General features: G+C 72.6%; 22 protein-coding genes and 1 pseudogene. 9 read left to right on the forward strand and 14 right to left on the reverse strand.

Going from position 1 to position 26,462, the window contains the following annotated elements; translation table 11 throughout:
- Nucleotides 1–210 precede the first annotated feature (210 nt).
- The gene (locus tag ABB07_RS05120; RefSeq protein WP_208897581.1) at nt 211–1,170 is read right to left on the reverse strand and encodes a GlxA family transcriptional regulator; all 960 of its coding nucleotides are present in this window, start codon (nt 1,168–1,170) and stop codon (nt 211–213) included.
- A 266-nt stretch (nt 1,171–1,436) separates the two neighbouring features.
- Between ABB07_RS05120 and ABB07_RS05125 the strand changes: the two genes are divergently transcribed.
- Both ABB07_RS05125 and ABB07_RS05130 read left to right on the forward strand, forming a co-directional pair.
- Nucleotides 1,437–3,749 (forward strand): Tex family protein (locus ABB07_RS05125; RefSeq protein ID WP_244189220.1); only part of this gene is annotated, 2,313 nt, incomplete at its 3' end.
- Nucleotides 3,750–3,906: 157 nt separating this feature from the next.
- Nucleotides 3,907–4,476, forward strand: coding sequence for a DinB family protein (locus ABB07_RS05130; RefSeq protein WP_055709418.1), 570 nt, complete (start codon nt 3,907–3,909; stop codon nt 4,474–4,476).
- Here the strand turns inward: ABB07_RS05130 and ABB07_RS05135 are convergent.
- Both ABB07_RS05135 and ABB07_RS05140 read right to left on the reverse strand, forming a co-directional pair.
- The gene (locus tag ABB07_RS05135) at nt 4,473–6,113 is read right to left on the reverse strand and encodes an ABC-F family ATP-binding cassette domain-containing protein (RefSeq protein WP_208897582.1); all 1,641 of its coding nucleotides are present in this window, start codon (nt 6,111–6,113) and stop codon (nt 4,473–4,475) included. The genes ABB07_RS05130 and ABB07_RS05135 overlap by 4 nt on opposite strands.
- 219 nt (nt 6,114–6,332) lie before the next feature.
- Complete coding sequence (locus ABB07_RS05140; RefSeq protein WP_208897583.1) at nt 6,333–7,358, reverse strand: oxidoreductase; 1,026 nt, start codon at nt 7,356–7,358, stop codon at nt 6,333–6,335.
- A 101-nt stretch (nt 7,359–7,459) separates the two neighbouring features.
- Between ABB07_RS05140 and ABB07_RS05145 the strand changes: the two genes are divergently transcribed.
- The gene (locus ABB07_RS05145; RefSeq protein WP_208903286.1) at nt 7,460–8,374 is read left to right on the forward strand and encodes an NAD(P)/FAD-dependent oxidoreductase; all 915 of its coding nucleotides are present in this window, start codon (nt 7,460–7,462) and stop codon (nt 8,372–8,374) included.
- Nucleotides 8,375–8,691: 317 nt separating this feature from the next.
- Here the strand turns inward: ABB07_RS05145 and ABB07_RS05150 are convergent, their stop codons facing one another.
- Nucleotides 8,692–10,671: a Xaa-Pro dipeptidyl-peptidase gene (locus tag ABB07_RS05150; RefSeq protein WP_208897584.1), complete on the reverse strand. Its 1,980-nt coding sequence runs from the start codon at nt 10,669–10,671 to the stop codon at nt 8,692–8,694.
- Between the two features lie 197 nt (nt 10,672–10,868).
- Between ABB07_RS05150 and ABB07_RS05155 the strand changes: the two genes are divergently transcribed.
- Nucleotides 10,869–12,389, forward strand: a complete 1,521-nt coding sequence (locus ABB07_RS05155; RefSeq protein WP_208897585.1) for a M1 family metallopeptidase — start codon at nt 10,869–10,871, stop codon at nt 12,387–12,389.
- A gap of 41 nt (nt 12,390–12,430) precedes the next feature.
- On the opposite strand, the gene ABB07_RS05160 is transcribed toward ABB07_RS05155, so the two are convergent.
- From ABB07_RS05160 to ABB07_RS05170, 3 genes and pseudogenes are all read right to left on the reverse strand, one after another.
- A complete protein-coding gene (locus ABB07_RS05160; protein ID WP_208897586.1) occupies nt 12,431–13,348 on the reverse strand; it encodes a PfkB family carbohydrate kinase in 918 nt (305 codons plus the stop codon).
- Between the two features lie 169 nt (nt 13,349–13,517).
- A pseudogene (locus tag ABB07_RS05165) lies at nt 13,518–13,724 on the reverse strand (macro domain-containing protein); the annotation flags it as partial.
- A 42-nt stretch (nt 13,725–13,766) separates the two neighbouring features.
- Nucleotides 13,767–15,242, reverse strand: coding sequence for an amino acid permease (locus tag ABB07_RS05170; RefSeq protein ID WP_208897587.1), 1,476 nt, complete (start codon nt 15,240–15,242; stop codon nt 13,767–13,769).
- Nucleotides 15,243–15,476: 234 nt separating this feature from the next.
- On the opposite strand from ABB07_RS05170, the gene ABB07_RS05175 reads away from it, so the two are divergent.
- Complete coding sequence (locus ABB07_RS05175; protein ID WP_208897588.1) at nt 15,477–16,214, forward strand: MerR family transcriptional regulator; 738 nt, start codon at nt 15,477–15,479, stop codon at nt 16,212–16,214.
- Here the strand turns inward: ABB07_RS05175 and ABB07_RS05180 are convergent.
- Genes ABB07_RS05180 through ABB07_RS05190 form a run of 3 tightly spaced genes read right to left on the reverse strand, consistent with a single transcriptional unit; the run spans nt 16,200 to nt 20,844 of the window.
- A complete protein-coding gene (locus ABB07_RS05180) occupies nt 16,200–18,383 on the reverse strand; it encodes a 3-hydroxyacyl-CoA dehydrogenase NAD-binding domain-containing protein (RefSeq protein WP_208897589.1) in 2,184 nt (727 codons plus the stop codon). The genes ABB07_RS05175 and ABB07_RS05180 overlap by 15 nt on opposite strands.
- A 42-nt stretch (nt 18,384–18,425) precedes the next feature.
- Complete coding sequence (locus ABB07_RS05185; protein ID WP_208897590.1) at nt 18,426–19,640, reverse strand: acetyl-CoA C-acetyltransferase; 1,215 nt, start codon at nt 19,638–19,640, stop codon at nt 18,426–18,428.
- A 43-nt stretch (nt 19,641–19,683) separates the two neighbouring features.
- Nucleotides 19,684–20,844 carry a CaiB/BaiF CoA transferase family protein gene (locus ABB07_RS05190; protein WP_208897591.1) on the reverse strand — a complete coding sequence of 387 codons (1,161 nt, stop codon included), beginning with the start codon at nt 20,842–20,844 and terminating at the stop codon, nt 19,684–19,686.
- Nucleotides 20,845–21,211: 367 nt separating this feature from the next.
- Here ABB07_RS05190 and ABB07_RS05195 point away from each other — a divergent pair, with 367 nt between their 5' ends.
- Both ABB07_RS05195 and ABB07_RS05200 read left to right on the forward strand, forming a co-directional pair.
- Nucleotides 21,212–22,411, forward strand: a complete 1,200-nt coding sequence (locus ABB07_RS05195) for a saccharopine dehydrogenase family protein (RefSeq protein ID WP_208897592.1) — start codon at nt 21,212–21,214, stop codon at nt 22,409–22,411.
- 115 nt (nt 22,412–22,526) lie between these two features.
- The gene (locus ABB07_RS05200; RefSeq protein ID WP_208897593.1) at nt 22,527–22,715 is read left to right on the forward strand and encodes a hypothetical protein; all 189 of its coding nucleotides are present in this window, start codon (nt 22,527–22,529) and stop codon (nt 22,713–22,715) included.
- Here ABB07_RS05200 and ABB07_RS05205 read toward each other — a convergent pair.
- The gene (locus ABB07_RS05205) at nt 22,679–23,419 is read right to left on the reverse strand and encodes an endonuclease V (RefSeq protein WP_208897594.1); all 741 of its coding nucleotides are present in this window, start codon (nt 23,417–23,419) and stop codon (nt 22,679–22,681) included. The genes ABB07_RS05200 and ABB07_RS05205 overlap by 37 nt on opposite strands.
- Nucleotides 23,420–23,479: 60 nt before the next feature.
- Here ABB07_RS05205 and ABB07_RS05210 point away from each other — a divergent pair, with 60 nt between their 5' ends.
- The gene (locus tag ABB07_RS05210; RefSeq protein ID WP_208897595.1) at nt 23,480–23,776 is read left to right on the forward strand and encodes a YciI family protein; all 297 of its coding nucleotides are present in this window, start codon (nt 23,480–23,482) and stop codon (nt 23,774–23,776) included.
- Nucleotides 23,777–23,803: 27 nt separating this feature from the next.
- Here the strand turns inward: ABB07_RS05210 and ABB07_RS05215 are convergent, their stop codons facing one another.
- Both ABB07_RS05215 and ABB07_RS05220 read right to left on the reverse strand, forming a co-directional pair.
- Nucleotides 23,804–24,142 (reverse strand): plasmid stabilization protein, encoded by a 339-nt coding sequence (locus tag ABB07_RS05215; RefSeq protein WP_208897596.1) that lies wholly within the window; start codon nt 24,140–24,142, stop codon nt 23,804–23,806.
- Nucleotides 24,143–24,201: 59 nt separating this feature from the next.
- Nucleotides 24,202–25,305 carry a WD40/YVTN/BNR-like repeat-containing protein gene (locus ABB07_RS05220; protein WP_208897597.1) on the reverse strand — a complete coding sequence of 368 codons (1,104 nt, stop codon included), beginning with the start codon at nt 25,303–25,305 and terminating at the stop codon, nt 24,202–24,204.
- A gap of 210 nt (nt 25,306–25,515) precedes the next feature.
- Between ABB07_RS05220 and ssgD the strand changes: the two genes are divergently transcribed.
- On the forward strand, nt 25,516–25,932 hold the full coding sequence (gene ssgD, locus ABB07_RS05225) for a spore wall synthesis regulator SsgD (protein WP_208897598.1): 417 nt from the start codon (nt 25,516–25,518) through the stop codon (nt 25,930–25,932).
- A 94-nt stretch (nt 25,933–26,026) separates the two neighbouring features.
- Here ssgD and ABB07_RS41480 read toward each other — a convergent pair whose 3' ends face one another.
- Entirely contained in the window at nt 26,027–26,182 is a 156-nt protein-coding gene (locus ABB07_RS41480) for a hypothetical protein (protein ID WP_279617377.1), read from the reverse strand.
- Between the last annotated feature and the right edge of the window lie 280 nt (nt 26,183–26,462).

Here is a 26,462-nt window from a genome sequence, read left to right on the forward strand (position 1 = left end):
TCAGCCGCACCAGCGGCCGGGTCAGTCGGCACTCACCGCCAGGTCACCAGCGCCCGGATCAGCCGGCAACCACGGTCAGGTCACCAGCCGCCGGATCCGCCAGCAACCACGGTCAGTAGGCACCGGCGGCCGGCGATCCGTCGGCAACCACGGTCAGGGCACCGGCGGCCGGTGATCCGTCGGCTGTCACGGCCGTCGGCGGTGGCCGGCTCAGCGGGCCGTCGCCGGGTGGAAGCGGCGGCGGTACTCGGCCGGGGCCGTGCCGAGGGTTCTGGTGAAGGCGCGGCGCATGGCTTCGGGGGTGCCGTAGCCGCTGGCGCGGGCGACCTCCTCGATGTTGTCGGTGGTGTCCTCCAGCAGGCGGCGGGCGTGTTCCAGGCGGACCCGGTCGACGTAGCGGCCGGGGGTCATGCCGGTCTCCTCCCGGAAGGCGCGCGCGAAGTGGCGCGGTGAGAGCCGGGCGCGGGCGGCGAGCGCGTCCACCGTCAGGTCGCCCGCCGGGTGCTCGGTGATCCAGCGCTGGACCTCGCGCAGCGGGTCGCGCCGCGCGGTCTGCGCGGCGAGCTGGGCGCTGAACTGGGCCTGGTTGCCGGGCCGGCGCAGGAAGACCACGAGGTGCCGGGCGACGGCGAGCGCGACGTCCCGGTCCAGGTCCTCCTCGACCAGGGCGAGGGCCAGGTCGATGCCGGAGGTCACCCCGGCCGAGGTGGCGACGTGACCGTCCCGGACGTAGATGGGCTCCGGATCCACGGCGACCGCCGGGTGGTCGCGGGCGAGCTTGTCGCAGTAGGCCCAGTGGGTCGTCGCCCGCCGGCCGTCGAGGAGACCGGCGGCGGCGAGCAGGACGGCGCCGGTGCACACCGAGACCAGACGCGGCACGCGCGGTCCGCGCTCGCGCAGCCAGTCGACCAGTTCGGGGTCGGCATGGCGCGTCCCCTCGCCGCCGGGCACCAGCAGGGTGTGCGGGTCGGCGGCAGCGGTGAGCGCCTGGTCCGGTACGAGGGTGAGGCCGCTGGAGGTGCACACCGGGCCGCCGTCCAGGGAGGCGGTACGGACCCGGTACGCGCCCGGCGTGTGCTTCTCGGCGCCCGCGAACACCTCGAGCGGCCCGGTGACGTCGAGGCTCTGGACGCCGTCGAAGAGGACGAAGAGGAGCGTTCGCTGCGGCATGTCCTCGATTCTTCGCCGCGCCGCGCATGGCCGCAATGACGTGTTTCCCACCTTTTCCGCCATCGCGGTGCATGGGGGCGGACCGGTGAGGGACCCGGAGCCACGTCGGCCGAAGGACCTTCGGTGCGGGGCGTCGGCCGGCACGGGCGGGAGCCGTGCCTGAGAAACGGCCCGGCGGCCCGCCGGGGGGACGCCCTGATCCCCGGTTGTCGGTGTCACCTGCCACAATTGCCGCGCAACCTCAGTGGAGAAGGCGGTACGGGATCGTGACGACACCCGGGTCCATCGAAGCAGGATCCATCGAAGGCAGGATCGCCGAGGAGCTCGGCGTACGGGAGCGGCAGGTGAAGGCCGCGGTGGAACTGCTCGACGGCGGTTCGACGGTGCCCTTCATCGCCCGCTACCGCAAGGAAGCGACCGAGATGCTCGACGACGCGCAGCTGCGCACGATCGAGGAGCGGCTGCGCTATCTGCGGGAGCTGGAGGAGCGGCGGACCGCGATCCTGGATTCGGTGCGCGAGCAGGGCAAGCTGACGGAGGAGCTGGAAGCGCGGATCCGGGGCGCCGAGACCAAGGCCCGGCTGGAGGACATCTACCTCCCCTACAAGCCCAAGCGGCGCACCAAGGCGCAGATCGCGCGCGAGGCGGGTCTGGAGCCGCTGGCGGAGGGCCTGCTGGGCGATCCGGCGGTGGAGCCGCTGGCGGCCGCGGCCGCGTTCGTGGATGCCGACAAGGGCGTCGCCGATCCGCAGGCCGCGCTGGAGGGCGCGCGGGCGATCCTCACCGAGCGGTTCTCGGAGGACGCCGACCTGATCGGCGAGCTGCGCGAGCGGATGTGGGTGCGCGGCCGGCTGGCCGCGAAGGTCCGGGAGGGCAAGGAGGAGACGGGCGCGAAGTTCGCCGACTACTTCGACTTCGCCGAGCCGTTCACCGAGCTGCCCTCGCACCGGATCCTGGCGATGCTGCGCGGCGAGAAGGAGGAGGTCCTGGACCTCGTCCTGGAGCCGGAGGAGCCCACGGAGGGCCCGTCGTCGTACGAGGGGATCGTGGCGAACCGGTTCGGGATCGCCGACCGGGGCCGCCCCGCCGACAAGTGGCTGACGGACACGGTCCGCTGGGCCTGGCGCACCCGCATCCTCGTCCACCTCGGCATCGACCTGCGCCTCAGGCTGCGCACGGCCGCCGAGGACGAGGCGGTCAACGTGTTCGCGGCGAACCTGCGCGACCTGCTGCTGGCCGCCCCGGCCGGCACGCGCGCGACACTGGGCCTGGACCCCGGTTTCCGTACGGGTGTGAAGGTCGCCGTGGTCGACGCGACCGGCAAGGTCGTCGCCACGGACGTGATCTATCCGCACGTCCCCGCGAGCAAGTGGGACGAGGCGATCGCCAAGCTGGCGCGGCTCGCCAGGGAGCACGCGGTCGAGCTGGTCGCGATCGGCAACGGCACGGCCTCCCGCGAGACCGACAAGCTCGCCGGCGAACTGATCGCCAGGCACCCGGAGTTGAAGCTCACCAAGGTGATGGTGTCCGAGGCGGGCGCGTCGGTGTACTCGGCCTCCCAGTACGCCTCGCAGGAACTGCCGGACATGGACGTGTCGCTGCGCGGCGCGGTCTCCATCGCCCGCCGCCTGCAGGACCCGCTGGCCGAGCTGGTGAAGATCGACCCCAAGTCCATCGGCGTGGGGCAGTACCAGCACGACCTGTCCGAGGTGAAGCTGTCCCGCTCGCTGGACGCGGTGGTCGAGGACTGTGTGAACGGCGTCGGCGTGGACGTCAACACCGCGTCCGTGCCGCTGCTCTCGCGCGTCTCGGGCATCTCCTCCGGTCTCGCCGAGAACATCGTGGCGCACCGGGACGCCAACGGCCCCTTCAAGTCCCGTGCGGAGCTGAAGAAGGTGGCGCGGCTCGGCCCGAAGGCGTACGAGCAGTGCGCGGGCTTCCTGCGCATCCGCGGCGACGACCCGCTGGACGCCTCCAGCGTGCACCCGGAGGCGTACCCGGTGGTCCGCCGCATGGTGAAGACGACGGGCCAGGAGGTGGCGTCCCTCGTCGGCAACACGGGGGTGCTGCGCTCCCTGCGGCCCGCCGACTTCGTGGACGACACGTTCGGTCTGCCGACCGTGACGGACATCCTGAAGGAGCTGGAGAAGCCGGGCCGCGACCCGCGTCCCGCGTTCCGGACGGCCACGTTCAAGGAGGGCGTGGAGAAGATCTCCGACCTGTCCCCCGGGATGATCCTGGAGGGGGTGGTGACGAACGTGGCCGCGTTCGGCGCGTTCGTGGACGTCGGCGTGCACCAGGACGGCCTCGTCCATGTCTCCGCGATGTCCAGGACGTTCGTCAAGGACCCGCGTGAGGTCGCCAAGCCCGGTGACATCGTCAAGGTGAAGGTCCTCGACGTGGACATCCCGCGCAAGCGGATCGCGCTGACCCTGCGCCTGGACGACGAGGCCGCACCGCAGTCCCAGGGCGGCGGCCGGCAGCAGCGCGGTGGCGGCCCGCGGCCGCCCCAGCAGCGGCAGGGCGGCGGCCAGGGCCGGCGCGAGGGCCGCGGCGCCGACCGGGGCGGCCGCCAGGNGNCGGCCCCGGCCAACAGCGCGATGGCGGACGCGCTGCGGCGGGCGGGTCTGCTGGATCCGAAGAAACGGTGACCTCACGGGGCCGGAGCCACGCGGCTCCGGCCCCCGGCGGAAAATTCAGCGGACCGCTGGTCACCGGACCGGCAGACTTGCTCCCATGACCGATCCCAAGGACGACCTCCGGGTGTATCTCCAGGACGCCCGCGACGTACTGCTGTGGAAGCTGGACGGCCTGCCGGAGTACGACATCCGGCGCCCCCTGACCCCCACCGGCACGAACCTGCTGGGACTGGTCAAGCACCTGGCCGGCGCGGAGGCGCTGTACTTCGGCACGGCGTTCGACCGCCCCTTCGCCGGTACGCCCCTGTGGATCACCGGCGACGCCGAGCCGGACGCGGACCTGTGGGCGCGGGCCGACGAGACCCGCGAGGACATCGTCGGCCTGTACCGACGGGCCTGTGCCCACTCCGACGAGACGATCGCGGCGCTCCCTCTCGACGCGGTCGGCCGGATACCGGGCGCGCCGAAGGAGACGACCCTGCACCGGATCCTGACCCACATGATCGCCGAGACGCAACGGCACGCCGGACACGCCGACGTCGTGCGGGAGTTGATCGACGGGGCGGTGGGCCAGCGGCCGGACGGGCTCAATGTCGCACCGCACGACCCCGAGCACGTGGGCCGGGTCGAGCGGGCGGCGAAGGAGGCCGCCGCCCGCTGGAGCTAACGCTCCGTCACCTTCCCGTCCGCCACCTCCAGCCGCCGGGTCACCCGGACCGCGTCCAGCATCCGGCGGTCGTGGGTGACCAGGAGCAGGGTGCCCTCGTAGGAGTCGAGGGCCTGCTCCAGTTGCTCGATGGCGGGCAGGTCGAGGTGGTTCGTCGGCTCGTCCAGGACGAGGAGGTTCACTCCCCGGCCCTGGAGCAACGCCAGGGCGGCGCGGGTGCGTTCGCCCGGGGAGAGGGTCGCGGCCGGGCGCACGACGTGCTCGGACTTCAGGCCGAACTTGGCGAGCAGGGTGCGGACCTCGACCGGCTCGGTGTCGGGGACGGCCGCGCAGAACGCGTCGAGCAGGGTTTCCGGGCCGTGGAAGAGCCCCCGGGCCTGGTCGACCTCGCCGACCAGCACACCCGAGCCGAGCGCGGCATGCCCCGAGTCGAGCGGGACACGGCCGAGCAGTGCGCCCAGCAGGGTGGACTTCCCGGCGCCGTTGGCCCCGGTGACCGCGACCCGGTCCGCCCAGTCGATCTGCAGGGACACCGGGCCGAAGGTGTAGCCGCCGCGCCGCACCTCGGCGTCCCGCAGGGTCGCCACGACCGCACCGGAACGCGGGGCGGCGGCGATCTCCATGCGCAGTTCCCACTCCTTGCGCGGCTCCTCGACCACCTCCAGGCGCTCGATCATGCGCTGGGTCTGCCGCGCTTTGGCGGCCTGCTTCTCGCTGGCCTCGCTGCGGAACTTGCGGCCGATCTTGTCGTTGTCGTTGCCGGCCTTGCGGCGGGCGTTCTTCACGCCCTTGTCCATCCAGGATCGCTGCATCTGTGCGCGGTCCTGGAGGGCGGCCTTCTTGTCGGCGTACTCCTCGTAGTCCTCACGCGCGTGCCGGCGGGCCACGTCGCGTTCCTCCAGGTAGGCCTCGTACCCGCCGCCGTAGAGGTTGATCTGGCGCTGGGCCAGGTCGAGTTCGAGGACCTTGGTGACCGTGCGGGTGAGGAACTCGCGGTCATGGCTGACGACGACCGTGCCGGCGCGCAGGCCGCCGACGAAGCGTTCCAGGCGCTCCAGGCCGTCGAGGTCGAGGTCGTTGGTGGGCTCGTCCAGCAGGAAGACGTCGTAGCGGGACAGCAGGAGCGAGGCGAGACCGGCGCGGGCCGCCTGGCCGCCGGACAGCGAGGTCATCGGCTGGTCCAGGTCCACGGCGAGACCGAGCGAGTCGGCGACGTCCTCCGCGCGCTCGTCCAGATCGGCACCGCCCAGGCCCAGCCAGCGCTCCAGGGCGGTCGCGTAGGCGTCATCGGCGCCGGGTGCCCCGTCCACGAGTGCCTGGGTGGCCTCGTCCATGACCCGCTGGGCCTCGGCGACACCCGTACGGCGGGCCAGGAACTCCCGGACGGTCTCCCCCGGCCTGCGCTCCGGCTCCTGCGGGAGATGACCGACGGTCGCGGCCGGCGGGGAGAGCCTGAGCTCGCCCTGTTCGGGCGGGGTGAGTCCGGCGAGCAGCTTCAGCAGGGTGGACTTGCCCGCGCCGTTGGCACCGACGAGACCGATCACATCGCCGGGCGCGACGACGAGGTCCAGCCCGGAGAAGAGGGAACGGTCGCCGTGCCCGGCGGCGAGGTTCTTGGCGACGAGGGTGGCAGTCATCAGGACGCCGATCCTAATGGGCCCGGCGCCCGCGTCTCAGCCGCGTTGTCCGTGGCCCGCAGCCCGCGACCCGGCCCAGCCTGCCACCGGCGCCTGCGCACCGCGTCTCAGCCGGTTTCCGCCGGTGCCCCCGCACCGCGTCTCAGCCCCGCTGCCCGGCGGCCCGTCCCCGCCCCTCAGCCCAGGCCGCTCAGCAGGGGGTCTGGGCGCGGGAGCGGGTCACGGCCCACCGGTGACCGGTGCCGCGAGCACGCCGCCCGTCGTGCGGGCGACGACGTACGCCTCCCCCTTGACCGCCTTCGGGTCCAGCGGGACGCGGTGCCGGCCGGGCTCCAGGATGCCGTCGAACACCTCGCGGACGTGGGTGCGGTAGAGGCGGTCGAGACGGTAGGCGGTGAGCCGTACCCGGCACGCCGAGGTCACCTCGACCTCCGCCGTGCTGCCGGCGGCGGTCAGTCCCACGAGCCGCCGCTGCGGAAGCGGGCTGCGGTCGAGGGCGTGCTGGATCTGGGCGACCAGCAGCGGCACGATCGGGGCCAGGCCGTCCACGCGGGCGATGTCGACCCCGGCGCGCTCGAAGGCCTCCACCACGGCGGCTCGTTCCTCCTCGCCGACCGTGCGACCGAAGGCGACCGCGCCGTAGCCGCGCAGTTCCTCGGCCGGGACGGCCCGGGCGTCCTGGGTGATGTCGGCGCCGATGCCGATGGTGCGCAGCGCGGCCGCCAGCTTGGCCAGGACCGCGACCCGGGCGCCGATCAGCAGGACGCGCCGGCGGGGCGCGGTGGAGCCGTCCATCAGGGCGCCGAGTGCGGCGCGGTAGTCGGCGCCGCGGAAACGGAACGGCCCTATGCCGTGGTAGCCGTTCAGCTCCAGGTCGGCGCGCTCGTCCGTCTGCCAGGCGAAGTCCCGCCAGACGTAGTCCTCGCCGTCGCGCTCGATGACGGCGGTGACCGCCCCGCAGGCCAGGTCCGCGCACTCGGGGCAGCCGTAGATGACGAACCGGCCGTCCGGGAGCGGTGGTTCGGCCTCCAGGAGCAGTGCGCGCACCTGCGCGGTGAAGATGGCGGGCGGGACGTCCGAGGCGAGCGGGGAGACGGCGTCCAGGTCGGACAGCCGGAACAGCAGCGGACGGCCGTCCACGACGAAGTCCACGAAGTCGCGGTGGACCTGGTAGCCGCCGTCGGCGAGCACGCCGCCGGCGCGGATCGCCGGTGCCAGGTCGAAGGTCGCGTATACGGCAGACATGCTGTGAGTATCCCCACACCGGCACGGATGTGAGCGCGGCATGACACAGTCGTCCGGACAGGGCCTATCGTCCTGGCGTGGACAGCGAGCCGAGTGACGAAGTGATCGTGGTCGGGAGCGGGATCGCCGGGCTGACGACGGCCGTGGTCCTGGCGGAGTCCGGGCGCCGGGTACGGGTGTGGGCGCGGGAGCCCGCCGAGCGTACGACCTCGGCCGTCGCCGGCGGTCTGTGGTGGCCGTACCGCATTGAACCCGAGCCGCTGGTGGGTGCGTGGGCGCTCGCCTCGCTCGCCGTGTACGAGGAGTTGGCGGACCGGCCGGACGAGACGGGCGTACGCCTGGTCGACGGCGTACACCGGGGGACCCGGCTGGACGAACTGGGCACCTGGGCGGGCGGGGTGGCGGGGCTGCGAGCGGTGGCCGACGGTCTCGCGGCACGGCTGCCGGTGATCGACATGCCGGTGCATCTGGCGTGGCTGCGGGAGCGGCTCGCGAAGGCGGGCGGCGTGATCGAGGCGCGCGAGGTGACCGACCTGGTCTCGGTGCCCGCGCAGGTCGTGGTCAACTGCACGGGCCTGGGCGCGCGCTCGCTGGTACCGGACCCGGCCGTGCGACCGGTGCGCGGGCAGCTGGTGGTCGTGGCGAACCCGGGGATCACGACCTGGTTCACCTCCGTCGGCCACTCCGCCGCCGCCTCCACGTACGTCATCCCGCAGCCGGGTGGTCTGCTGCTCGGCGGTACCGCGGAGGAGGACGACTGGTCCCTGGAGCCGGACCCGGCCACCGCCGCGGCGATCGTCGCCCGGTGCGCGGCGATCCGGCCGGAGATCGCACAGGCGCGGGTGCTGGCCCACCGGGTGGGGCTGCGGCCGGCCCGGCACGCGGTACGACTGGAACGGCAGCCGCTGCCCGGCGGCCGGGTACTGGTGCACAACTACGGCCATGGCGGGGCCGGGGTGACGGTGGCGTGGGGGTGTGCGTGGGAGGCGGCCGGGTTGGCGTTCCCGGCCGCCTGAAGGGGCACCCGGCGCGGCGGCTGGGCACGGGTGGTTTGTGCTTGCCCGCGCCGGCGGGGTGCCTCCCCCACTCTCGGCTTCGCTCGAGCGGGGGGACCCCCACCGCCCACCCGTGCCGCCTGGGGGTCCCCCCAGGCCCTTAAGGCACTGGGGGAGGCACGACTGCCCGCAGCGGCGGCGTCTCGATGGCGCCGGCGCTGCAGCGCCCCGTAAGGGGCGCGGGGCCGTATCGATGTGCGGCTCGGCCGCGTGGGCGCGACCAGCCACGACGGACCCGCAGCCGGCGATGGTCACGCACCCCCACGGCGAACCCTCGGTCAGTCCGACGGGATGTGCTCAGCCGCGCGCGGTGCCCTGACGCCGTTCAGGACCGTCGGCCTGGGTGTCCCGGCCGTGCTGCCGGCCGTCGCCCGGGCGAACTCCGGCGCGCCGCCGACCAGCGGAAGGCTCGCCGTCGTACCGGACAGACCGACCGTCACAGTCGGCTGCGTGGACGGCGGATCGATCAGGTCCTTGTCCGTGCCCGCGATGATCAGCGCCAGCCGGTGTCCCTTGGGGACGACATGGTCGGTCGCCGCCAGACGCAGGGTCATCGTGTACGCCTTGCCCGGGGTGAGCGGGACGCCCTTGCCGGGCGAGGCGTAGTGGCCGAGGTCGGCCCAACCGCGGCTGAACACGGTGTAGTCGACCTTGGCCGTCTTGGCCGCGGTCTCCTTGAAGCACGCGCTGTCTCCGGCCGTGCTCTCGCCCCAGCACGTGCGGTTGGTGAGGGTGGCGATGCCCTCGTGGCTGTCGGCGTAGTCGCGGATGGTGTCCGGGCCGAGGTCGACCAGGACGGCGGAGAGGTGGGCCGAGGTGGTGGTCGGTGTCGCGGTCACCGTCACCGTGGACGAGCCGGACAGGCGCAGGTCGCGGGTGAGCGGGGCGGTGAGGAAGCCGGCCTTCTCCGGGGTCGGCGTGGTGAGGTGGGCCGCCCAGTCGGTCTCGCTGAGCTTCGGGTCGTCGGTGAAGGTCTCGGTGCCGGTGGCCGGGTGCAGGGCGAGGGTGCCGACTCCGGCCCGGGTGCCGGGGGCGGGGTGCAGGACGGTGGTGCGGGTGGTCTGCGGGGGCCAGACGCGGGAGGTGACCCACTGGTCGGGGTGGCGTTCGATGTCGGCCATCGGCTCGCGGTCGATGCCGTTGTCGTAGCCGAGGAGTTCGTGGTCGAACCAGCGGTGCAGGGTGTCCGCCCAGGCGCCGCGCCGGTAGTCGAAGGGGTCGACGTGCCCGGTCTGGGACAGCCAGATCTTGCGCTTCACCCCCTGCTCGGCCAGCGCGTCCCACCACTGGCCGAAGTGCTTGGTGCGGACGTTGAGGTCCTGCATGCCGTGCACCAGGAACACGCTGGCGCGCACCTTGGCCGCGTCCTTGACGTAGTCGCGCTCGGTCCACAGCGGGGTCCAGTCGCCGCTGCGCGGGCTGCCGTCGGCGAGTTTCTTCTGGACGGCCGCGCAGTGGGCGTGCGCCGCGTCGCTCTCGACGTAGCCGGCCAGCTGGTCGGGGCCGCCGTCGTAGAGCGGGGCGCCCTGGGCGAAGTAGTAGTCGTACCAGGAGGAGATGCCGCTGATCGGGACGATGGTCCTGAGGCCCTTGACGCCGGTGGCGGCGACGCCGTTGGCGATCGTGGCGTCCCAGCTCTTGCCGATCATTCCGGTACGGCCGTTGGTCCAGGTGGCCGTGACGGTCTTCGTACCGGTCCGGGTCGTGTACGCCCTGGCGCGGCCGTTCAGCCAGTCGATGACGGCCTTCGCGGACCGGATGTCGGAGCGGCCGCCGACGTCGACGCAGCCGTCGGAGCGATTGGTGCCGGCGAGGTCGACGCCGACGAACGCGTAGCCGCGGGGCACGAAGTAGTTGTCGTAGAAGAGCGGCATCTGGACGACGTGGCCCTGCGGGTCGTACGTCTTGACCTGGCTCTCGTTGCCGCGTCCGCAGCAGGAGTAGTAGGGGCTGGCGTCCATGATGACGGGCACCTTGCGGCCCTGGCGGGCGGGTTCGGCGGGCCGGACGATGTCGGCGGCGACACGGTCGGTGCGGCCGTCGCCGTCCTCGTCGAGCCCCGTGTCCACCCAGACGGACTCGCGCACGGCGTGGGCGTAGGAGTACACGGGCCGGCTCTCGCGCGGGGGCCGGCTCTCGCCGGTGGCGGCCTGTGCGGCGGACGGGGTGAGGAAGGCGGCCGTCAGGATGGCGACGACCGCGGTCGCGAGCGCTCTCCAGATCGTGAAGCGCGTGCGGATGAGGGTGCGAATCGGCATGCGCGGACGGTACTCCGGTGAACTCCCGTACAGAAGAGCGATTCAGGGCGGTCCGTGGGCCCGTGACGGCCGAATGGCGATCGTGTGACAGCGGGGGCCATGGACAGGTCAGGGGCCACAGGGACTGAATAGGCTCCGAACAGCGTTCATCGACGGATTTCCGAACGGACTTGCAGTCCCGACGACTTGGAGCTGACGTGCACCGCAGAATCACCGCGCCGGGCGCACTCGCGGCGGCCTCCCTCCTGCTGGCGATCCCGGCATCGGCCGCGAGCTTCTCCCCCGGCGCGCCGGGCATCGGCGACCCCTACTACCCGTACTACGGCAACGGCGGCTACGACGTCTCCCACTACGACCTGAGGCTGCAATACCAGCCGAAGACGGACGAGTTGCAGGGCACGGCGACGATCCTGGCGAGGACCACCCAGGACCTGTCCAGCTTCGACCTGGACTTCCTGCTGGACGTGAGCGAGGTGCGGGTCAACGGCGCGAAGGCCGCGTTCTCCACCTCCGGGCAGCACGAGTTGGTCATCACGCCGAAGACGCCGCTGCCGAAGGGCACGCCGATCACCGTGGTGGTCCGCTACAGCGGGGTGCCGTCGACGAAGAGCGCCTACGGCTTCAACGCCTGGCACCGCACCCCCGACGGCGCGGTCGCGGCCGACGAGCCCGAGGCCGCCTGGTGGTGGTTCCCCAGCAACGACCACCCGAGCGACAAGGCCACCTACGACGTGTCGGTGGCCGTGCCGGACGGCACCCAGGCCATCTCCAACGGCACGCTGCAGTCGACCGGTTCGAAGCTGGGCTGGACGCGCTACACCTGGCGGCAGAACAAGCCGCAGGCGACGTATCTGGCCACTCTCGCCATCGGAAAGTTCGACATCACCACGAGCACCTCCGACGGCGGGGTGCCGGTCGTCAACGCCTACAGCAAGGACCTCGGCGACAACGACGGGGCCGCGCGGGCGAGCGTGGAGCGCACCGGGGAGATCGTGGACTGGCTGAGCGGCTACTTCGGGCCGTATCCGTTCAGCACGGCCGGCGGGTATGTCCCGAACACCACCACCGGGTACGCGCTGGAGACCCAGACCCGCGTCTACTACAGCCCGAAGCAGTTCGCGAACGGCGCCAACACCTCGGTGGTCGTGCACGAGCTGGCCCACCAGTGGTACGGCGACGACGTGTCGCTGAAGGGCTGGAAGGACATCTGGATCAACGAGGGCTTCGCCCGGTACGCGCAGTGGCTGTGGTCGGAGCACGAGGGCGAGGGCACCACGCAGGAACTCGCCGACTACGTGTACACCTCCCATCCGGCCGACGACGCCTTCTGGACGGTCAAGCCCGGCGACCCGGGCCCGGACGACCAGTTCGACATCGCCGTGTACGACCGTGGCGCGCTCGCCATCCAGGCGCTGCGCAACGAGATCGGTGACGACGCGTTCTTCCGCATCCTGAAGGGCTGGCCGCAGGAGCACGCGTACGGCAACGCCTCGGTGGCCGACTTCCAGAGGTACGCCGAGCAGGTGTCCGGCAAGCCGCTGGCCTCGCTGTTCGACACCTGGCTGTTCCAGCCGTCCAAGCCGGCCGCACCCGCGGCACGCGCGGCGTCCCTGGCGAAGGCGGACCGGGCCGTGGCCCAGCCGAAGTCGTGGAAGAAGATCGAGGCGACGAACGACATCCACGACACGCACGACACGCACGACACGCACGCACGCTGACCGAGCCCGGTCCGGGGGCTTGGTCTCGCCGTCGGCCCGGTTCAGGGTCTCGCTCGTGCCGCCCGCTCGAGCAGCTCGTCCCGGTCCATCGACTCCGCTCGGGAGGCCGGGACGGTGCAGGCGTGGGCGCCCGCCGTGGCGCCGTAGCGGGCGCAGGTCTCGGGCGGTTCGCCGGCGAGGCGGCCGTAGAGGAACGCGGCGGCGAAGGCGTCGCCCGCGCCGTTGGAGTCCACCACCGGCGCGGGCGGCAACGCCGCGGGCACCCGGGTCAGCTCGCCGTCGGCCAGCAGATACGCGCCCTCGGCTCCGGCGGTGGCGACGACCACCTCGGCCCTGCCCCGCTCGGCGATGCGCCGCATGGTGCGCTCGGGGTCGGTCAGCGCGGATGCCGACAGGAAGACGACGTCCGCCGCGTGGGCGAAGGGCTCGTGGTACGGGTTCTCCCCGTCCCAGTCGTGCAGATCCGTGGACAGGGGCACGCCCGTCGCGGTCAGCACCGGCAGGGCCTCGGCGCAGGGCTGGGTGATGGTCACGTGGACGTGGCGGCTCGCCCCGGCCAGCATGCGCAGCAGCTCGGGTGGGAAGCGGTCGCCCGGGCGGGCGCGGCTGGTGTCGTACAGGGACAGGCGGCGGCCGTCGGGGCCGACGAGGTTGACCGCCCGCTTGGTGCCGGCGGGCTGCGGGAGTGCGGTCAGTCCGATGCCGTGCTCGCGGTGCAGGGCCCGCACGAGGTCGCCCTCGGGGTCGGCGCCGAGCAGGTCGAGGTGGTGGGTGCGCAGGCCGAGTGCGGCGAGGCCCAGCGCGACGAAGTCGCCGGTCTGCCCGGCCCGGGTGCGGATCCCGGAGTCGATCATGTAGCTGTCGGCGTAGGGCAGGGGCAGCTCGGGGACATGGATGATCGTGTCCACGCCGGCTCCGCCCAGCACCAGGACGTCCGTCGCCGGGGTGTGTGAGCTCATCGGCCGCCCTCTCCGTGGTCGTACACCGTCACCGCGCGCTCCGCCGGGTGGGCCGGGGACGTCTCGCCGCGGGTCCTCCGGGCAGTGGGAGCCTGCGGGCCTGACGTGGCAGGTCGCGCAGTTCCCCGCGCCCCTTCAGGGCGCGCACCTGACCGTACATCGCAAGGCGCTGGACCGCGCCCAGCCCGAAGTCGTTGTTCGCGCGGTTTCGGTGCCAGGCGCGGTACGCCGTCTCCGGCTCGGGCCAGCGCCGTGAGAGCGCCGGCACGAAGCCCTTCCCCCAGCCGCCGAGGTCGTTGCAGACATGGGCGATCCACTTGTTGCCCTTGACCGACGGCACGGTGGCGTCACCCCGGAGATATGTGATCTCGGACATGACGCCACCGTAGGCGATGCCACTGACAGTGGCGCTGAGCTGCTACTTCGTGAGCTCGGCGAGCTCGTCGTCGGTGTTCTTCGACACCCGGCGCCGCACGCCGAACCAGCCGGCGACCAGCATGACGGCGATCACCGGGATCAGCAGGATGGTCTTCCGGCCGACGTCGGGGTCGTTCCACATCATGCCGAGGCAGACCAGCAGGAACACGATCGTGGCGATCTCGGTGACCGGGCTGAACTTCAGCTGGAAGTGCGGCCGGGTCGCGAGGCCGGCCCGGGCGCGGCGGACGAAGACCATGTGGCAGATCATGATGATCACCCAGGTGCTGATGATGCCGAGGGAGGCGACGTTCAGCACGATCTCGAAGGCCTGGCTGGGCACCAGGTAGTTCAGGCCGACGCCGAGCACGCAGACGGCGCAGGTCAGCAGGATGCCGCCGTAGGGCACCTGGTTGCGGTTCATGCGCGCGGTGAACTTCGGGGCGGAGCCCGCCATGGCCATGGAGCGCAGGATGCGGCCGGTGGAGTACAGGCCGGAGTTCAGCGAGGACATCGCCGCGGTGAGGACCACCAGGTTCATCACGTCACCGGCCGCGGGGACGCCGATCTTCGACAGGACGGTGACGAAGGGGCTCTCGTCGGCGGAGTACACCGAGCCGGGCAGCAGCAGGGCGAGCAGGACGACCGAGCCGACGTAGAACAGGCCCACACGCCACATGATCGAGTTCACCGCGCGGGGGACGACCTTCTCCGGCTCGGCGGTCTCGCCGGCGGCGACACCGACCAGCTCCAGGGCGGCGTAGGCGAAGATCACGCCCTGCATGACCAGGACGACCGGCATCGCGCCGTGCGGGAAGAGCCCGCCGTGGTCGCTGATGACGCTCAGGCCGGGGGTGTGGCCGCCGACCTTGTGCTGGGTGGCGAGCAGGAAAATGCTGATCAGCATGAAGCCGACGATGGTGGCGACCTTGATGATCGCGAACCAGAACTCCATCTCGCCGAAGATCTTCACCGAGATCAGGTTCACGGCCAGGACCACCGCGAGGGCGATCAGGGCCAGCACCCACTGGGGGATGCTGGTGAACATGGACCAGTAGTGCGTGTACAGCGCGATCGCGGTGATGTCGGCGATGCCCGTGGTCGACCAGTTCAGGAAGTACATCCAGCCGGCGACGTAGGCGCCCTTCTCGCCGAGGAACTCGCGGGCGTAGGACACGAAGGACCCGGAGGAGGGGCGGTACAGGACCAGCTCGCCCAGGGCCCGGACGACGAAGAAGGCGAAGACGCCGCAGACCAGGTAGGCCAGGGCGAGCGCCGGGCCCGCGTTGTGCAGACGGCCGCCGGCGCCCAGGAGCAGACCGGTGCCGATGGCGCCACCGATGGCGATCATGTTGACGTGGCGGGCCTTGAGGTCCTTGCTGTAACCGGCGTCGCCCGCGTCCGCGGGCGTGCGGTCCGCCTGGGCCGCATGGGTGCGGGCGGCGACCTGTGCCGATTCCACGGCGTCCTTGCTCACGGGTGGTTCACTTCCTGGTGCGCCCGGGCCTCGTGGGCCCGGGGGACGTGCAGGGCTCGGTCCGCACCACCCTGTTGAGTCGCGGCACAGACCAAGCCAGCAGCTTCCCAGAAGGACGCGCTCCTACGCGGTGGCCCATGTCACACAGCGTTACTTCTCACATGATCAACCCAGGGTTCACACGCCGTTCACCTCGGGTTTCACAGCATCGGTGAGACAGCGATACTGCTGCACATGACGACCGATGCCGGGGACACGCCCCTCACCATCGACGAGCTGGCCGCCAGGGCGGGCGTCACGGTGCGCACCGTCCGCTTCTACGGCAGCAAGGGTCTGCTGCCGCCGCCGGTCATCGGCCCGCGCCGGGTGGGGCACTACGGTCCGGACCACCTGGCGCGGCTGGCGCTGATCGAGGAGTTGCAGCAGCAGGGCATGACCCTGTCGGCGATCGAGCGCTACCTCAGGCAGCTGCCCGCCGGCCTCTCCCCCCATGACCTGGCCATCCACCGCGCGGTCGTCGCGTCCTGGGCACCGGACGCGGTCGACACGGTGTCGCGGGAGGAGCTTCAGCGGCGGGCCGGACGGCCGCTCACCGACGAGGACGTGGAGCGGCTGGCGGCGATGAACGTCGTCATGGCGGCGGACGACGCGGCGGGCGACACCGTCCGGGTCGACTGCGGGCTGCTGCGGCTCGGGGTGCAGCTGCTCGACGTACCGCTGTCGCAGGAGGCGATCCTCGCGGCGCGCAAGGTGCTGATCGAGCACTCGCGCGCCGCGGCCCACGAGCTCTCCCAGCTCTTGCGCGGCGAGGTCGCGGAGCGTGACGCCCGGGACGTGAAGTCCCTGTCGGCGCACATGCACCCGCTGGTGGTGCAGGCGCTGCTGACGACGTTCCAGCGCTCGCTGCGGGAAGAGCTGCGCGAGTGGGTCACCGGGTCGGAACCGACCGAGCCCCGCTCAGGAACGGGCTGAGTCGCTGAACGGCTCCCCCTTCTCCGCCTTCTCGACGAGCAGCGCGGGCGGGGCGAAGCGCTCGCCGTAGGCCTCGGCGAGCTCCCGCGCGCGGGCCACGAATCCTGGCAGGCCGCCCTCGTAGCCGTTGATGTACTGCAGGACGCCGCCGGTCCAGCCGGGAAAGCCGATGCCGAGGATCGAGCCGATGTTGGCGTCGGCCACCGAGGTCAGGACGCCCTCCTCCAGGAGGCGTACGGTGTCGAGCGCCTCGGAGAAGAGCATCCGCTCCTGCATGTCCCGGAACGGGATCCGGTGCCCGGCCCTGGTGAAGTGCTCGCGCAGGCCCGGCCAGAGCCCGGCCCGCCTGCCGTCCTCGGTGTAGTCGTAGAAGCCGGCGCCGCCGCTGCGGCCGGGGCGGCCGAACTCGTCCACCATGCGGTCGATGACGGCCTCGGCCGGATGCGCCGTCCAGGTGCCGCCCGCCTCCTCCACGGCCCGCTTCGTCTCGTTCCGGATCTTGCGCGGGAGGGTGAGGGTCAGCTCGTCCATGAGGGAGAGCACCTTGGCCGGGTAGCCGGCCTGGGCGGCGGCCTGCTCGACGGAGGCGGGCTCCAGCCCCTCGCCGACCATGGCGACGCCCTCGTTGATGAAGTGGCCGATCACGCGGGAGGTGAAGAAGCCGCGCGAGTCGTTGACGACGATCGGCGTCTTGTTGATCTGCCGGACCAGGTCGAAGGCCCGGGCCAGGGCCTCGTCCCCGGTGCGCGCGCCCTTGATGATCTCCACCAGCGGCATCTTGTCCACCGGGGAGAAGAAGTGCAGCCCGATGAAGTCGGCCTGGCGCTGCACGCCCTCGGCGAGCGTGGTGATGGGCAGGGTGGAGGTGTTGGAGCACAGCAGCGCGTCGGGCGCGACGACGGACTCGATCTCCTGGAACACCTTGTGCTTGAGCGCGGTGTCCTCGAAGACGGCCTCGATCACCGCGTCACAGCCCGCGAGGTCGGCGGCGTCGCCGGTGGGCGTGATCCGGGCGAGCAGCGCGTCCGCCTTCTCCTGGCTGGTACGGCCCTTGGCGACGGCCTGGGCGCACAGCTTCTCCGAGTAGCCCTTGCCCTTGGCCGCGGCCTCCAGGGAGACGTCCTTCAGGACGACGTCGATGCCGGCCCGGGCGCAGGAGTACGCGATGCCCGCGCCCATCATGCCGGCGCCGAGGACGGCGACCTTGCGGACCTTGCGGGGCTCGATGCCCTTCGGGCGGTTGGCGCCGGAGTTGACGGCCTGGAGGTCGAGGAAGAACGCCTGGATCATGTTCTTCGAGGTCTGCCCGGCGGCCAGCTCCACGAAGTAGCGGGCCTCGATGACCTGGGCGGTCTCGAAGTCGACCTGGGAGCCCTCGACGGCCGCGGCGAGGATGTTGCGCGGAGCGGGGTAGGGGGCGCCGTTCGTCTGCTTGCGCAGGGTGGCCGGGAAGGCGGGCAGGTTCGCGGCGAACTTCGGGTTGGCGGGCGTACCGCCGGGGATCTTGTAGCCGGGCTTGTCCCAGGGCTGCTGCGACTCGGGGTTGGCGTCGATGAAGGCGCGGGCCTTGGCGAGCAGTTCCTCGGGCGTGGCGGCGACCTCGTGGACGAGGCCGTTCTCCTGGGCGCGGCGTGCGTTGTACTGCTGGCCCTGGAGGAGCACCTTCAGCAGGGCGTCGGCGATGCCCAGCAGCCGTACGGTGCGCACGACGCCGCCTCCGCCGGGGAGCAGGCCGAGGGTGACCTCGGGGCAGCCGATCTTGGTGCCGGAGGTGTCGAGGGCGACCCGGTGATGGCAGGCGAGGGCCAGTTCGAAGCCGCCGCCGAGGGCGGCGCCGTTGATGGCGGCGACGACGGGCTTGCCGAGGGTCTCGATGCGGCGCAGGTTGCGCTTGATGGCGAGGCCGCCGTCGAAGAGGTCCTGGGCGGTCTCGGGGGTGACCCGGATCAGGTCGCGCAGGTCGCCGCCCGCGAAGAAGGTCTTCTTGGCGGAGGTGAAGATGATGCCGCGGACGGAGTCCCGCTCGGCCTCCAGGCGGTCGGTGATCGCGGCGAGGGAGTCGCGGAACGCCTGGTTCATGGTGTTCGCGGACTGGTTGGGGTCGTCCAGGACGAGGGTGACGACACCGGTGTCGTCCTGCTCCCAGCGGATGGTGGTGCTCTCGGTCATGACAGTCGTCTTTCGTTGAGGTCCGGTGATTCCGCGGGGAGTTCAGATGCGCTCGACGATGGTGGCGATGCCCATGCCGCCGCCGACGCACAGGGTGGCGAGGCCGTAGCGCTTGTCCTGGCGTTCCAGTTCGTCCACGAGGGTGCCGAGGATCATCGCGCCGGTCGCGCCGAGCGGGTGGCCGAGGGCGATGGCGCCGCCGTTGACGTTGACCTTGTCCAGGGACAGGCCCATGTCCCGGACGAAGCGCAGCACGACCGCGGCGAACGCCTCGTTGATCTCGACCAGGTCGATGTCGTCGATGGTGAGGCCGGCCTTCGCCAGGGCCTTGCGGGTGGCGGGGGCGGGGCCGGTGAGCATGATGGTGGGCTCGGAGCCGGAGACGGCGGCGGAGACGATCCGCGCGCGGGGGGTGAGGCCGTAGCGCTCGCCGACCTCCTTGGAGCCGATGGCGACGAGCGAGGCGCCGTCCACGATGCCGGAGGAGTTGCCCGCGTGGTGGACGTGGTCGATCTTCTCGACCCAGTGGTACTTCTGCAGCGCGACGGCGTCGAAGCCGCCGAGTTCGCCGATGTCCGCGAACGACGGCTTGAGCTTCGCGAGGGAGTCGGCGGTGGTGCCGGGGCGCAGGTGCTCGTCGTGGTCGAGGACGACCAGGCCGCTGCGGTCCTTGACGGGGACCACGGAGCGGTCGAAGCGGCCCTCCTTCCAGGCGGTGGTGGCGCGCTCCTGGGACAGGGCCGCGTACTCGTCGACGTCCCGGCGGGAGAAGCCCTCGACGGTGGCGATCAGGTCGGCGCCGATGCCCTGCGGGACGAAGTTGACCGCGAGGTTGGTCATCGGGTCGTTGAACCAGGCGCCGCCGTCGGAGGCCATCGGCACCCGGGACATGGACTCCACACCGCCCGCGAGGACCAGGTCCTCCCAGCCCGAGCGGACCTTGGCGGCGGCCAGGTTGACGGCCTCCAGGCCCGAGGCACAGAAGCGGTTCTCCTGCACGCCGGCGACCGTGTCGGGCAGTCCGGCGGCGATCGCGGCGATCCGGGCGATGTCGGACCCCTGGTCGCCGACCGGGCCGACGACACCGAGCACGATGTCGTCGACGGCGGCCGGGTCGAGGCCGGGGAAGCGGTCGCGGATCTCGTGGATGAGGCCGACGACCAGGTCGATGGGCTTCGTGCCGTGCAGGGCGCCGTTCGCCTTGCCGCGGCCGCGCGGGGTGCGGATCGCGTCGTACACGTACGCTTCGGTGCTCACTGGTGTGCCTTTCGGGAGGGTGGGCCGAGCGGGCCGGGCCGGGTCAGCCGGCGTCGGTGACCGGGTCGTCGTTCACGGGTGCGGGTATCCCCCAGTCCCGCGCCACCGCCTCGGTGTCGGCGCCCGGCAGGGCGGGGCCGGTACGGACGCGCGTGGGGGTGGCGGAGAAGCGGGGGGCGGGGGCCGGCTGGGTGAGGCCGGCGTGGTCGGTGAAGGTGCCGCGGGCGGCCAGGTGCGGGTGGTGCGGGGCCTCGCGCAGGGACAGCACGGGGGCCACACAGGCGTCGGTTCCCTCGAAGAGGGCCGTCCACTCGTCCCGGGTGCGGGACTTGAAGCGGGCGGCGACGCGCTCGCGCAGCTCGCCCCAGCGGCTCCAGTCCTTGTGGGCCGGTGCCAGGTCGTCCAGGCCGAGCAGACGCAGGAACTCCGCGTAGAACCGCCCCTCCAGGGCGCCGACCGCCATGTACTTGCCGTCGGCCGTCTCGTAGGTGCCGTAGTAGGGGCAGCCGCCGTCGAGGAGGTTGGCGCCGCGCCGGTCCTGCCAGCCGCCGGCCGCGAGCATGCCGTGGATCATCGCCGAGAGGTGGGCCGTGCCGTCCACGATGGCGGCGTCGACGACCTGTCCGGTGCCCGTCACGCGCGCGTGGTGCAGGGCGGCGAGCACGCCGACGACCAGGTACAGGGAGCCGCCCGCGTAGTCGCCGAGCAGGTTGGCGGGGAAGACCGGGGGCTCGTCCGGGCGGCCGGTCATGCCGAGGGTGCCGGTCAGCGCGATGTAGGCCACGTCGTGGCCCGCGCGGTCGGCAAGGGGGCCGTCCTGCCCCCAGCCGGTCATGCGGCCGTAGACCAGGCGGGGGTTGCGGGCGTGGCAGGCCTCGGGGCCGACGCCGAGGCGCTCGGCGACACCCGGGCGGTAGCCCTCGATGAGGATGTCGGCCCGCTCGGCGAGATCCAGCACGCGCGCGGGGCCGTCCGGCGCCTTCAGGTCGACCACGACCGAGCGCTTGTTGCGGTTGGTGACGTCGTACGCGGGGTCGATGCCGAGGCCGGGGCCGCCGGGCCGGTCGACCCGGACCACGTCCGCGCCCAGGTCCGCGAGGAGCATGGCGGCGAACGGGCCGGGTCCGATGCCGGCCAGTTCGACCACGCGCACGCCGGAGAGCGGACCGCTGCCCGGCGTCGCCGGCGTCTGTGCCGTCGTCATGCGTCCAGCCCCCAAGCGTGTGTGACACAACTGATGTAACACCGGTGATGCTAAGAACGTGTTCCACCGGACACAAGACCCAACGAGCAAGCGCTTAGCCAAGTGCCCGGCACCGCACACATCACCCGGGAGAGTGAGCGGCGGCTGCGGCTCGGTCCGCACCGACGGCCTCGCCGCGGAGTCCGAGGGCGGGGCCCGGCGGGTGACCGCCGGCACCCACACCGAGGAACTCGCGCGCTTCCTCCCGTTTCGTCAGGCTGTTCCTGGCCGCGGCCACCGCTGCCTCCGGGCTGCTCGCCGTCGCTCGCTTCCCTCACGCTAGCCTCAGCCACCGACAGCGGCGCGGGCTGCGGGACGAAGGGGTGTCATGAGCAGGCTGAACAGGACGGACCGTCCCTACGACCTCGTGCTCTTCGGAGCCACCGGCTTCGTCGGCACCCTCACGGCGGAGTATCTCGCCGCGCACGCGCCGAAGGATCTCCGCTGGGCGGTGGCCGGCCGCGACGAGGGCAGGCTGGAGCGGCTGCGCGAGAGGCTGCCCGGCGGCACGGACATCGGCGTGCTGCGGGCCGACGTGAACGAACCCGCGACCCTGCGCGCCCTCGCCGGGCACGCGCGCGTGGTCGCCACGACCGTCGGGCCGTACGTGCTCTACGGCGAGGAACTGGTCGCCGCCTGCGCGGACGCCGGGACCGACTACCTGGACCTGACCGGCGAGCCGGAGTTCGTGGACCTGATGTACGTCCGGCACGACGCACGCGCGCGGGAGACGGGCGCGCGCCTGGTGCACGCGTGCGGCTTCGACTCCGTACCCCACGACCTCGGCGTGTACTTCACGGTCCGGCAGCTGCCGGAGGGCGTACCGCTGACCGTGGACGGATACGTGACCGCCGACGCGGCCTTCTCCGGCGGCACCCTGGCCTCGGCGCTCAACCAGTTCGCCCGCGGCCGGCAGCTGCTGGCCGCGGCGCGCGACCGGGGCCGGCACGAACCGAGGCTGATGGGACGCCGGGTCGCGGCGCCGACGGGCGCGCCCCGGTTCGCCAAGGAGGTCGGTGCCTGGGCGCTGCCGCTGCCGACCGTCGACCCGCAGATCGTGCGCCGCTCGGCGAAGGCGCTCGACCGGTACGGCCCCGACTTCCGCTACCGGCACTACGCGGCGGTGCGGCGCCTGCCGGTCGCCCTCGGCGGGGTCGCCGCGGTCGGCGCGGTGCTGGCGGCCGCCCAACTGCCGCCCGCACGGCGCTGGTTGTCGGGCCGGCTGCAGCCGGGGGACGGGCCGAGCGCGGAGCGGCGGGCACGCAGCCGGTTCGCGGTGCGCTTCGTCGGCGAGGGCGGCGGGCGGCGGGTGTTCACGGAGGTCTCGGGCGGCGACCCCGGCTACGACGAGACGGCGAAGATGTTCGCCGAGGCGGCCCTCAGCCTGGCCTTCGACGACCTGCCGCCGACGGCCGGGCAGGTCACCACGGCGCAGGCGATGGGCGACGCCCTGACCGAGCGCCTGCGCGCCGCGGGGATCACCTTCCGGGTCGCGGCCACAGCCCCGGGCGCATCCTCCTCCGTTTGAGACTTTCGCACCCAACGCCCCTGGCCGCCTGCGGCCATCGCCGCAAAAGTCTCACAAGGTTCTTCAATGACACGATGGAGGCCCGGGGCGCGGAGCCGGAGGAGGCGCAAGAGGCATGAAGTTCGTGCTCGAAGTAACCGTGGACGAGGGCGCGTCGGCGCAGGAACGCGCCGGTGAGCTGGGACGCATCCTGCGCTACTGGGGCGGCCACCTCCGCCACTACGCCCTCGAACCCGGAGACGGCTCGGCCGTCCACGACTCGGCGTATCAGGAGGTCGGCGCCTGGCGCGTCGTCGCCTCCTGAACGCCGCCCGCGACGCTCCGTGCCGCCTCCCGCAGTGCCCGGCGGCACAGGGCGTCCGCCCGGCGCGTGGTCTCCGGCAGCCGGTAGCGCGGGGTCAGGGCCAGCGTGTGGGCCACGGCGTTGTCCAGGCTCACCCGGTGGCCGACGGAGACGAAGACCGGTTTGACGCCGTCCCGGGTGCGCAGCGCGCGCCCGACCTCCTCGTCCCGCGCGAGCAGCGGGGCCCAGGCGCCCCGCGCCGGCTCCGGATCGTCGTAGCTGAAGGTGAACGGGTTCTTGGCGACGCCGACGGCCGGCAGGCCGGTGAGTACGCCGAGGTGGCTCGCGAGGCCGAAGCAGCGCGGATGGGCCAGGCCGTAGCCGTCGCAGACCAGCACGCCGGGCGGGCACGGCAGCCGGTCCAGGGCGGCCCGGACGGCGGGTATCTCGCGGAAGGCGAGGAGGCCGGGCACGTACGCGAAGGAGACCCGGCCGACGGCCGTCGCCTCGGCCACCACCTCCAGGGTGGCGGCGTCCAGCACGACGGCCGCCGCGGCGACGAGGTCGAGCTGGTCGTCGTAGGCGACGTCGACCCCGGTGACCCGGCCGGTGCCCGGCTCGGGTCCGCGCTCGTCGAGCACCACACGCCCGCGCAGTTCGTCCTGGACCGCGCGGGCCTCTTCCTCGGTCGCGGGCCAGCCCGCGGGTACGCCTACGGTCGTCATGGTGACCTGAACTGTACGGTCCCGGGGCCGTTGTCGGAGCCGGGGGGTAGGGTCGCGATCATGTTCGTACTGGAGCTGACCTACACCGCACCCCTCGACGCCGTCGACGCGCTGCTGCCGGATCACGTGGCATGGCTCGAGGAGCAGTACGAGAAGGGCTTCTTCCTGGCCTCCGGGCGCAAGAACCCGCGGGACGGCGGGGTGATCCTCGCCGTCGCCGGGGACCGCGCCCGGATCGAGGAGATCGTGGCGGGCGACCCCTTCACCGTCGGCGGGGTGTGCACCTACCGCATCACGGAGTTCATCGCCACGAAAACGGCCCCGGAGCTGGCCCGCCACCGGCAGACACTGGCCTGACCACGCCGCTCGTCACCTTCTTGGCGGTCAGCCCTTCTTGGCGTTCAGGGCGCGCTGCAGCTCGTCCTTGTTCATGTGCGAACGGCCCTCGATGCCGCGCTGCTTCGCCTCGTTGTACAGCTGGTCGCGGGTCGGGCCCTGGGAACCGGCCCGGTTGCCCGACCGCTGACCGCCGCGCTTGCCGGACGACATGTCCTGCGTCGAGCTGCGGCTCGCGGTCTTGGACTCGCCGGAGCGGGCGCGTTCCTTGTTGACCGTCCGCGCGGCGATCTCCTTGGCGCGCCCGGTGCTCTCGCCCCGGTCCTGCGCGCTCTTCTTGATGTGCTCGTACTGGCGCTCGCGCTTGGAGCTGGAACCGGCGGGCATGATCGCTCCCTTTCTCTCGCTCTTCGTGGGAACGAGTACCCGGGTTCCGGGCGTTCACCTCAGCGTTCCAGCCGCGCGACCCTCCCCTGCTCACCGGCCGCCCAGCAGCTGAGGTCGGGCGTGCAGTCCACGGTGTCGTACGAGCCGGTGTCGATCGTGCGCCAGGTGCGGCCGGCGTCGGTGGTGAGGTCGGTGCCCGTGGGGCCGACGGCGAGCGCGGCGGTGCGGCTGTGCGGCAGCCAGGCGGCCCCGGAGCGGTAGGCGGGCGGGGGCGTGGGTGCCGCGGTCCAGGTGCGGCCGCCGTCGGCGGTGACGGCGGCGGCCTGCGGCGAGGCCTGGTCGGGGCGGTAGTCGCCACCGACGGCGAGGCCGTGGGTGCGGTCGCGGAAGGCGAGGGCGAAGACGCCCTTGGCGGGATCGCCGGCCGGCACCGGTGTGTCGGCGGCCGTCCAGGTCAGTCCGCGGTCGGCGGAGTGCAGCACGCGCGCGTGGGCGCCGCCGCCGGTGGCCAGCCAGACGTCCCTCGGGCCCGAGGTCACCAGGCACTGGCCGCTCGCGGCGAAGCCGGCCTCGCCGTCGAGGGCGGGCGGCATGCCCGCCGAGGGCAGCACCCGCCAGGAGCGGCCGCCGTCGCTCGTGGACAGGATGCGGAACCGCCCGTCCACGGGGTCGCTCATCGCGAGGCCGTGCCGGCGGTCGAAGAAGGCCAGGCAGTCGTAGAACGCCTTCGGGTCGGTGTTGCGGAAGGACTCCGTCCAGGTCGCCCCGCCGTCCTCGGTGCGGTAGACGCGGGACGCCTCGCCCTCGCCGATGGCCAGCACCACGGCGCGCCGCGCGTCGAACGCCTCGACGTCCCGGAACTGCAGACCGGCCGCGCCCGGCGGAGAGACGTTCCGCCAGCTCGCTCCGCCGTCCGTGGTGCGCAGCACCGTGCCGCCGGTGCCGGCCAGCCAGGCGGTGTGCCGGTCGACGGCCGCGAGGCCCCGGAAGCGCACCTGCGGGGTGCCGGGATCCTTCGGCGCCCAGTGCGGGCCGCCCTGCCCCAGGGGCCCTGCCGCGGCGGTGGGCACGGTCAGCGCGGCCAGCGCCGCCCCGCACGCCACCCCCGCCGCCACCAGCCTGCTCGTGCGTCCTCTGCGTCGCGTGCTCCCCAAGCGCCTCATGGCGGGCGAAGCTAGCCCACCGGCCCGGCGCCGTCCAGAGGCCAACTGCCCTCCGCCGCAGGGGGAAAGGAGCGAGCCCGCCCCGTGCATGAACGCGGTGACCGAGGTCACTCGTGCTTCCTGTGCACGGATCGGCCGGATCCGTCGTCTCTTCCGGTGCCGGGTGCCGCACATCCGGGCGTAGTCCAGCCGTCACGAGGGAGCAAGGCGTTGTCCACCGTCATCGAGCAGCCCGTAGAGGCCCGTCTCGTCGCCGCCGCACCGCGCATGCCGAGCATTCCCGCGACGCTGCGCTACGACCGGCGCGATCCGTTCGCCGTCGTCATGGCCTTCCCGGCCCCGGCCACCCTCGAAGGGGTCGAGGTGCGCTGGACCTTCTCCCGCGAACTGCTCACGGCCGGGCTGCAGCGGCCCGAGGGGCACGGGGACGTCCGGGTGCGGCCGTACGGCTACGACCGCACCGTGCTGGAGTTCCACGCCCCCGAGGGCACCGCGATCGTGCACGTGCGCTCGGGCGAGATCCGGCGCTTCCTGGAGGCGACCAGCGCGCTCGTCCCCGTCGGCCTCGAACACCTCCAGCTCGACCTGGACCACGACCTGGCCGAACTGATGCGGGACGCCTGCTGAGCGCTCCGCGCGCGTGAACCCGAGGGCCACGCGCGCGTGCAGCCGAGTGGGCGGCTGCCAGGTGTTCCGCTCGCCGGGCGCGGGAGCAGGGTCTTCAGCTCAGGGCGCCCCGGGGAACACCCTCACTGACGAACAGCCGCACGCCCGCCTCCCCGGCTGCCGCGCGGGCTGCGGCGATCCGCTCCGCCTGCTCGGCGACCGGCCGCAGCGGGCCGGCGCTCTCCTCGCGCCGGGCGTCCTCGGCCTTCACGCCGGCCGCGTCGGCGGCGATGCGGCCACGGCGTCCAGTGCGCGGTCGCCTCTTCGGCGGAGGAGGGCCGCCAATAATTGCGTTGACGCCCCTCCGGCCCCCTCCTAGGGTGTACATCGGTCCTGTTGCCGTCGATTGGAGAAGGACGTTGCTCGTCTGAGGTCCTGAGGCATCGCGTCGCACCCGGTTGAGGTGTGCGCGGCGTACGACCTCGGCGTCCGAGCCGTCCTCGGGCACAGGCCCTTTCTCATGGCCTCTTCGTGCCCCACGACCCTTCGGT

Source organism: Streptomyces incarnatus, from assembly GCF_001027185.1.
Classification (GTDB): Bacteria; Actinomycetota; Actinomycetes; order Streptomycetales; family Streptomycetaceae; genus Streptomyces; species Streptomyces puniciscabiei.